Origin of the sequence: Pseudomonas gingeri, assembly GCF_013386165.1 — a bacterium.
GTDB lineage: Bacteria > Pseudomonadota > Gammaproteobacteria > Pseudomonadales > Pseudomonadaceae > Aquipseudomonas > Aquipseudomonas gingeri_C.
The window spans coordinates 1-9,864 of the sequence record NZ_JACAOS010000027.1 but is presented as its reverse complement, the minus strand read 5'-3'; the positions used below and the strand labels follow the sequence as shown (position 1 = coordinate 9,864).

1 protein-coding gene is annotated in these 9,864 nt (G+C 63.5%); it reads left to right on the top strand.

Annotated features, from left to right (window positions below):
- Positions 1 to 9,864, top strand: a 9,864-nt coding sequence (locus HX866_RS30565) for a non-ribosomal peptide synthetase (protein WP_177141038.1), incomplete at both ends; no start/stop codon positions are given.

Here is a 9,864-nt window from a genome sequence, read left to right as displayed (position 1 = left end):
CCGGCGACAAACGCCTGGTGGCTTATGTCACCGGAAGAGGAGAGCTGACGCCGGTGGAGGCGCTGCACAGCCACCTGCAAGGCCTGTTACCGGAGTACATGGTGCCCACGGCCTATGTGCACCTGGAAAACCTGCCGCTGACGCTGAACGGCAAACTGGACCGCAAGGCCCTGCCGGCGCCGGATGCGCAGGCGCTGATCAGCCGTGGCTACGAAGCGCCGCAAGGCGAAGTGGAAAGCCTGCTGGCGTCGATCTGGTCGGACGTGCTCAAGGTTGAGCAGGTCGGTCGTCACGATCATTTCTTCGAGCTGGGTGGCCATTCGCTGCTGGCGGTGACGCTGATCGAGCGCATGCGCCAGGTCGGTCTGAGTACCGATGTGCGCGTGTTGTTCAGCCAGCCGACCCTGGCCGCGCTGGCCGCAGCGACGGGCACGGTCAGCGACCTGGTGGTCCCGGCCAATGGCATTGCCCCGGACTGCCAGCGGATTACCCCGGACATGCTGCCGCTGATCAGCCTGGACCAGGAGGCCATTGACCGCGTCGTGGCCACGGTGCCCGGCGGTGCGGCCAATGTACAGGACATCTACCCGCTGGCGCCGTTGCAGGAAGGGATTCTCTACCACCACCTGAGCGCCAAGCAGGGCGATCCCTATGTGCTGCAAGCGCATTTTGCCTTTGACAGCCGTGCCCGCCTGGACGATTTTGCCCAGGCACTGCAGGTGGTTATCGACCGGCATGACATCCTGCGCACCTCGATGCACTGGGAGCGACTCGATGAGCCGCTACAGGTGGTCTGGCGCCACGCCGAGTTGAGTATCGAGGAAGTTCATCTGGATCCTCGTGTCGGCGCTATCGTCCAGCAGTTGCAGGAGCGCTTCGACCCGCGCCAGGTACGCCTGGATGTCCGCCAGGCACCGATGCTGCGCCTGGTCTTCACCCTGGACACCGCGAACCAGCGCTGGCTGGCGACCCTGCTGTTCCACCATATGGTTCTCGACCACACCGCGCTGGATCAGGTGAAGCGAGAAATGCAGGCTTGGTTGCTTGGTCAGACCGATCAACTGGGTGCTTCGGTGCCGTATCGCAACTATGTCGCCCAGGCCCGTCTGGGGGTGAGCGAGCAGGTCCACGAGGCCTTCTTCAAGGACATGCTCGGTGATATCGACGAGCCGACCCTGCCGTTCGGACTGGAGGATGTGCAAGGTGACGGCAGCGCTATCGAGCAGGCCCATCTGGCGCTGGGTAGCGATTTGAGTCAGCGCTTGCGGGCTCAAGCCCGTCAGCTCGGGGTCAGCGCGGCGAGTCTGGTGCACCTGGCCTTTGCGCAGGTGCTGGGACGGCTCAGCGGACGTGAAAAAGTGGTATTCGGCACGGTGCTGCTCGGCCGGATGAAGGCCGGCGAGGGCGCCGAACGGGCTCTGGGCATGTTCATCAACACCTTGCCGCTACGGGTAGACCTGGACGAGCGAGGCGTTCGTGACGGCGTCAAGGCCACGCATGCCCGGTTGACCGCCTTGCTCGGACATGAGCATGCACCGCTGGCCCTGGCCCAGCGCTGCAGCGGCGTGAGTGCGCCGTTGCCGTTGTTCAGCGCGTTGCTCAACTATCGCCACAGCAGTATTGCCGTGACCGACGAGACACTGACGGCCTGGCACGGCATGCAGGCCCTGGCTCTGGGCGGTGAGGAGCGGACCAACTATCCGTTGACCGTCAACGTCGACGATCTGGGCGACGGCTTCCACTTCACCGCGCTGGTGGCTGCGGCCATTGGAGCACAACGTCTCTGCGGCTATTTGCAGACGGCTTTGGACGGCTTGGTCGAGGCCCTGGAGCAGGCGCCGCGGACGCCGTTGCATGCCATTTCGATATTGCCGAGCAGCGAGCGCGAGCAGTTGCTCGAGCACTGGAACCAGCCTGGCAAGGCCTATGCCGCCGATGCGCTGATCCATCAGCAATTCGAAGCCCGCGCCGCCGAGCGGCCGGAGGCCGTGGCGCTGATGTATCAAGGTGAAAGCCTGAGCTACGGCGAACTCAATGCCCGCGCCAACCAGGTTGCCCATCGTCTGTTGGCCCTCGGCGTACGTCCGGATGATCGGGTGGCGATCTGTGTCGAACGCGGCCCGGCGATGATTATCGGCTTGCTCGGGATCCTCAAGTCCGGTGCCGGTTATGTGCCGCTGGATCCGGCTTACCCTCGCGAGCGCCTGGCCTACACCCTCGGCGACAGTGAACCGGTGGCCTTGCTCAGCCAGCACGGGGTGCAGGAAGCCTTGCCAGCGGTGCAGGTGCCCGTCATCAATCTTGATGATGCGGATCTGCAGGACGAATCCGTCCGAAATCCGCAGGTGGCGGGGCTGACGGCCGCGCATCTGGCTTATGTCATCTACACCTCCGGTTCCACCGGCCTGCCCAAGGGCGTGATGGTCGAGCACCGCAACGTGGCGCGGCTGTTCTCGGCTACCGAGGAGTGGTTCGGCTTTGGCGAGCAGGATGTCTGGGCGCTGTTCCACTCGTTCGCCTTCGACTTCTCGGTCTGGGAAATCTGGGGTGCGTTGCTGCATGGCGGTCGTTTGCTGATCGTGCCGCAACTGGTCAGCCGCTCGCCGGAAGACTGCTATGCACTGCTGTGCAGTGCCGGGGTGACGGTGCTCAACCAGACTCCGAGCGCGTTCCGTCAATTGATCGCGGCCCAGGGCGAAAACGGCCAGACACATTCGTTGCGCCAGGTGATCTTTGGCGGTGAAGCGCTGGACACGGCGCTGCTCAAGCCCTGGTACGCCCGGGAACTGAACAGCGCCACGCAACTGGTGAATATGTACGGCATCACCGAAACCACGGTGCACGTGACCTATTACCCGTTGCAGGCCGAAGACGCCCAGCGTGTGGGTGCCAGCCCGATTGGCAAGCGCATTCCCGACCTGCAACTCTATGTCCTCGACGTCCGTCGCGAACCGGTGCCGGTGGGCGTGATCGGCGAGCTGTATGTGGGAGGCGCCGGGGTTGCCCGGGGCTATTTGAACCGTGCCGAGTTGAGTGCCGAGCGTTTCCTCGACAATCCGTTCAGTGCCGAGCCGGACGCGCGGATGTACCGCACCGGCGACCTGGGCCGCTGGTTGGCCGATGGCAGCCTGGAATATCTGGGTCGCAACGACGAACAAGTAAAAATTCGCGGTTTCCGTATCGAGCTGGGCGAGATCGAAGCGCAATTGGCCGCCTGCGACGGCGTGCGTGATGCGGTGGTGCTGGTGCGCGAGGATGAACCGGGCGACAAGCGCCTGGTGGCTTATTTCATCGCCAGCGTTGGCGTCGAACTGGATGCCGCGCAATTGCGTGACCAGCTGCGCCTGTCCCTGGCCGAGTACATGCTGCCGAGCGCCTTTGTCAGCCTGGAAGCCTTCCCGCTGACCACCAATGGCAAACTGGACCGCAAGGCACTGCCGGCTCCTGATCGTTCGGCGGTGGTCAGCCGTGGCTACGAGGCACCCGAGGGTGACATCGAAATCGCCATCGCGGTTATCTGGCAGGACCTGTTGCAACTGGAGCAGGTCGGTCGCCATGACCACTTCTTCGAACTGGGCGGTCACTCGCTGCTGGCGGTGAAACTGATCGAGCGCATGCGCCAGATCGACCTCAGTGCCGATGTCCGTGTGCTGTTCGGCCAGCCGACCCTGTCTGCCCTGGCGGCCGCGGTGGGCGGCAAGCGCGAGGTCGAGGTGCCGACGAACATCATCCCAGAGGGATGCGAACGCATTACCCCGGATATGCTGCCGTTGGTGTCCCTGAGCCAGGACGATATCGACCGCGTGGTGGCCAGCGTCCCTGGCGGTCTCGCCAACGTGCAGGATATCTACGCCCTGGCGCCACTGCAGGAGGGTATTTTGTATCACCACCTGGCGGCGGTCCAAGGTGACCCGTATCTGCAATACGTCATGTTCGCCTTTGACAGTATTGAGCGTCTGCACAGCTTCGCCCAGGCCCTGCAAGGGGTTGTGGCGCGGCACGATATCCTGCGCACCGCAGTGCTCTGGGAAAGCCTGGATGCCCCGGTGCAAGTGGTCTGGCGCGAGGCGCCCCTGGGTCTTGACGCGTTTGAACTGGCGTCGGCGGACGGCGATATCGCCGAACAACTGCGCGAACGCCTGGATCCACGCCATACCCGCCTGGATATTCGCCAGGCACCCATGTTGCGTATCGGTTATGCGCATGATCCGGCGAATAACCGCTGGGTCGGCATGCTGCTGTTCCATCACCTGGTGGACGATGCCACTTCGCTGCGTATCCTCTGCGGCGAAATCGAGGCCCATATGCTCGGCCAGCAGGTGTCGCTGCCGCCGTCGATCCCTTATCGCAACTACGTGGCTCAGGCCAGGTTGGGCGTCAGCCGTGAAGAGCACGAAGCGTTCTTCCGCGAGATGCTTGGCGATGTCGAGGAGCCGACGCTGCCCTTTGGCCTGCGGGACGTGCAGGGCGACGGACACGATATCGAGGAAGTGCGCCAAGTGGTGGACGCTGACCTGAGCCGGCGCCTGCGCTTGCAGGCCCGTCAGCTCGGGGTGAGTGCCGCAAGTCTCTATCACCTGACCTGGGCCCGTGTGCTGGGGGCAGTGTCGGGCAAGGACGATGTGGTCTTCGGTACCGTGTTGCTCGGTCGTCTGCAGGGCGGTGCCGGGGCTGATCGGGCCCTGGGCATGTTCATCAACACTTTGCCGCTGAGGGTGGTGCTGGGAGAACAGGGCGTGCGCGGTGCGCTGAAGGCCACCCATGCCCGACTCAGCGGGCTACTTGCCCATGAGCACGCCTCGCTGGTACTGGCACAGCGTTGCAGCGGCGTGGCTGCTTCGACGCCGCTGTTCAGCTCCTTGCTCAACTACCGACAGCTCGGTGGTAATGAGGTGACCGAGCAGAGGCTGGCCGCCTGGGAAGGCATCCAGGCGCTGGACGGCGAAGAACGCACCAACTACCCGCTGACCCTGTCGGTGGACGATCTCGGCGAAGGTTTCAACCTGACCGTCATGGCCGAAGGGCAGATCGGTGCCGAGCGGGTCTGCGGTTATATGCACTGCGCCCTGGAAAACCTGGTACAGGCCCTGGAGCAGGCACCGGAAACGGCGCTGGGTGCGATCAATATCCTGCCGCCGGGCGAGCGCCAGCAATTGCTCGAAAGTTGGAACACCCCCCATGCGGTGTACGCCGACGATGCCTTGATCCACCGCACCTTCGAAGCCTGGGTGGTGGCACAACCCGAGGCCGTGGCCCTGCAATATGAGGCGCACACGCTGACCTACGGTGAGCTGAATACCCGTGCCAACCAGGTGGCCCACCACTTGTTGGGACTGGGCGTGCGTCCGGACGACCGCGTGGCGATCTGCGTCGAGCGTGGCCTGGAGATGATTGTCGGTCTGCTGGGTATCCTCAAGGCCGGCGCCGGTTATGTACCGATCGACCCGGCCTATCCCGCCGAGCGTATCGCCTACCAGTTGCAGGACAGCGCGCCGGTGGCGGTGCTGGCCGATGCCGCCGGCCTGGCCCTGTTGGGCCGCTTCGACGGTCCACGGATCGATCTGCGCAGCCCGGCGCTGCAGGTCCAGCCAAGCAGCAATCCGCGAGTGATCGGGATCAGTCCGCATCACCTGGCCTATGTGATCTACACCTCCGGCTCCACTGGCCTGCCCAAGGGCGTGATGGTCGAGCACCGCAACGTTGCGCGGTTGTTCTCGGCAACCCAGAGCTGGTTTGAATTCAACGAGCAGGATGTCTGGGCCTTGTTCCACTCATTCGCCTTCGACTTCTCGGTCTGGGAAATCTGGGGTGCGCTGCTGCATGGCGGGCGTTTGCTGGTGGTGCCGCAGTTGGTCAGCCGCTCGCCGCAAGACTGCTACGCATTGCTGTGCAACGCCGGGGTGACGGTACTCAACCAGACGCCGAGCGCCTTCCGCCAGTTGCTCAATGCCCAGGGCGAGAGCGATCTGCGGCATTCCCTGCGCCAGGTGATTTTCGGTGGCGAAGCCCTGGAAACCGGGATGCTCAAACCCTGGTACGCCCGGGTGGCCAACGCCGGCACCCAACTGGTGAACATGTACGGTATTACCGAAACCACGGTGCATGTGACCTATTGCCCATTGGTCGCGGCAGATGCGCAGCGGGCGGGCGTCAGCCCTATCGGTGTGCGCATTCCCGATTTGCAGTTGTATGTGCTCGACAGCCGCCGCGAGCCGGTGCCAGTGGGCGTGGTCGGCGAGTTGTATGTCGGTGGTGCTGGGGTTGCACGGGGTTATCTGAACCGTGAGGAACTGACCACCGAGCGTTTCCTGCCGAACCCGTTCAGCAAGGATCCCCTGGCGCGCCTGTACAAGACCGGCGACCTGGGTCGCTGGATGGCCGATGGCAGTCTCGATTACCTGGGTCGTAACGACGACCAGGTGAAAATCCGTGGTTTCCGTATCGAGCTGGGCGAAATCGAAGCGGCGCTGGCGGCTTGCGAAGGCGTCCGCGAGGCGGTGGTGCTGGCCCGCGAAGACGAGCCGGGGGACAAACGCCTGGTGGCTTATGTGATCGCCGAGCCGGGCCAGGAAGTGCTGGCCGCCGAATTGCGGGCGCAACTGCTGCTGTCCCTGGCTGACTACATGGTGCCGAGCGCCTTCGTGGCCCTGGAAGCTTTCCCGCTGACCACCAACGGCAAGCTGAACCGCAAGGCCCTGCCGGCACCGGATGCGCAAGCCCTGGTACGACGTGACTACGCGGCGCCCGAGGGCGCGGTGGAAATCGCCATTGCGCAGATCTGGCAATCCTTGCTGCAACTGCCACAGGTCGGTCGCCATGACCACTTCTTTGAACTGGGCGGGCATTCGTTGCTGGCGGTCAAGCTGATTGAGCGCATGCGCCAGGTCGGCCTGGCCGCCGATGTGCGGGTGCTGTTCAGCCAGCCGACGCTGGCGGCGTTGGCTGGCGCAGTAGGCGGACATGACGAAGTGCGGGTGCCGGACAACCTGATCGTCCCGGGCTGCGAGCGTATCACCCCGGACATGCTGCCCTTGGCCGATCTGGACCAGGCGGCTATCGATCGTATTGTGGCGAGCGTACCGGGCGGCTTGGCCAACGTGCAGGACATCTATGCCCTGGCGCCGTTGCAGGAGGGGATCCTTTATCACCACCTGGCGGCCCATGAGGGTGACCCCTATGTCTTGCAGATGCTGTTCGCCTTTGACGACCGCGAGCGCTTGACCCGATTCGCCGGGGCCCTGCAGAGCGTGGTCGATCGCCATGACATCCTGCGCACCAGTGTGGTCTGGGAGGGGCTCGACCAGCCGACGCAAGTGGTCTGGCGCACTGCGCAACTGAGCCTGGAAGAACTGGCCGTCGATCCTGTCGCGGGTGATGTGCTGGCACAGCTGCACGACCGCTTCGACCCGCGCCACTATCGTCTGGACATCGGCCAGGCGCCGCTGATGCGCATCGCCTATGCCGAGGACAGTGCCAACCAGCGCCTGGTCGGTATGCTGTTGTTCCATCACATGGCGCTGGATCACACGGCCCTGGAAGTGGTGGTGCAGGAAATGCAGGCCAGCCTGCAAGGCCTAGGCGGACAATTACCGGTCCCGGTGCCTTATCGCAACCATGTGGCCCAGGCACGCCTGGGTGTCAGCCAGGAGGAGCATGAGGCGTTCTTCCGCGAGATGCTCGGCGATATCAATGAACCGACACTGCCTTATGGCATACAAGATGTGCACGGTGACGGTAGCGGTGTCGACGAAGTACAGCAGGTGCTGGACCGTGGTTTGAGCCGACGTCTGCGTGGCCACGCACGGCAATTGGGGGTGAGTGCCGCGAGCCTGATGCACCTGGCCTGGGCCCAGGTGGTGGGTCGGGTCTCGGGCCGTGAAGAAGTGGTCTTCGGCACCGTATTGATGGGCCGGATGCAAGGGGGCGAGGGCACCGATCGGGCGCTGGGCATGTTTATCAACACCTTGCCACTGCGTCTCAGCGTTGGCAGCCAGGGTGTGCTGGCCGGGGTCAAGGCCACTCACAAGCGACTTTCGACCCTGTTGGGGCACGAGCATGCCTCGTTGTCCCTGGCCCAGCGTTGCAGCGGTGTGCCGAGTTCGCTGCCGCTGTTCGGCACCCTGTTCAACTACCGTCACAGTACCGGCGGTGTGGCTTCCTCGGAGGCTCTGTCGGCTTGGCAGGGGATTCAGACCCTGAGCATGGAAGAACGGACCAACTATCCGTTGTGCTTGAACGTCGATGACCTGGGCGATGATTTCATGTTGACGACCCAGGCCGTCGAGCAGATCAGTGCCCCGCGGGTCGGCAGTTATATGCAGGCCGCGCTGGAAAGCCTGGTGGAGGCACTGGAGCACAGGCCGCAGGCGGCGTTGAACAGCCTGTCGATCATGCCCGCCGACGAGCGCGAGCAGTTGCTGGTGGGCTTTAATGACACGGCGCTGGAGTATCCGCAGGCGCAGACCGTGCATGGTCTGTTTGAGGCGCAGGTTGAGCGTACGCCGGAGGCTTTGGCGGTGGTTCATGGTGAACAGCGTCTGAGCTATCGCGAGCTCAACGAGCAGGCCAACCGTTTGGCCCATGCGTTGCGCAAGCAGGGTGTACAGCCGGATTCGCGGGTGGGGATCTGTGTTGAACGTGGCGCCGAGATGGTTGTTGGCTTGTTGGCGATCCTCAAGGCTGGGGGTGGTTATGTGCCGCTTGATCCAGCTTATCCGGTAGAACGAATTGCCTATATGTTGCAGGACAGCGCTCCGGCAGCTGTGCTTGCGCAAACGGCGACCCAGGATCTGTTGGCGGGTATTTCGGTGCCCGTGATCAATCTCGACCAGGGCACCTGGCAGGACGAATCCGTCCAGAATCCGCAGGTTCCTGGGCTGACTTCGGCGCATCTGGCGTACCTGATCTACACCTCGGGTTCGACCGGTCTGCCGAAGGGCGTGATGATCGAACACCGTAACACCGTGAACTTCCTCACCTGGGCCCACGCCGCCTTTGATCACGCGGCCTTGCAGACTCACACAAACCCTGTAGGCGCTGGCTTGCCAGCGATGGCGTCCGGTCAGGCGGTGCAGGACTCACGGGCCCCATCGCGAGCAAGCTTGCTCCTACAGGGATCGGGTTCGGCCTTGAGTCAGACGTTGTTCTCGACTTCGCTGAACTTTGACTTGGCAGTGTATGAGTGTTTTGCACCTCTGACCTCGGGCGGCAGCATCGAGGTGGTGAAAAACGTTCTGGAGTTGCAACACGGCGAACACGATATCGGCCTGATCAACACCGTGCCTTCAGCGTTGAAAGCCTTGCTGGAAGTCGACGGTCTGCCGAAATCGGTGCACACGGTCAACGTGGCGGGCGAAGCCCTCAAGCGTAGCCTGGTGGAAAACCTGTTCGAGAAAACCGGCGTCCAACGCCTGTGCAACCTCTACGGCCCGTCGGAAACCACCACCTACTCAAGCTGGGTGGCGATGGACCGTGAAGACGGTTTTGCGCCGCATATCGGTAAACCCGTCGGCAACACCCAGTTCTACCTGCTGGACGAACAGCAACAACCGGTCCCACTGGGCGTTCCGGGTGAAATCTACATCGGCGGCGCTGGCGTGGCTCGAGGCTACCTGAACCGCGATGACCTGACCGCCGAACGTTTCCTCAACGACCCGTTCAGCCAGGATGCTTCGGCGCGCATGTACCGCACCGGCGACCTGGGTCGCTACCTGCCAGACGGCAATATCGAATACCTGGGCCGTAACGACGATCAGGTGAAGATCCGAGGTTTCCGTATCGAACTGGGCGAAATCGATGCCCGTCTGGCCAAACACCCGGCCGTCCACGAAGCGGTGGTCACCGCTCGCGAAGACATCCCGGGCG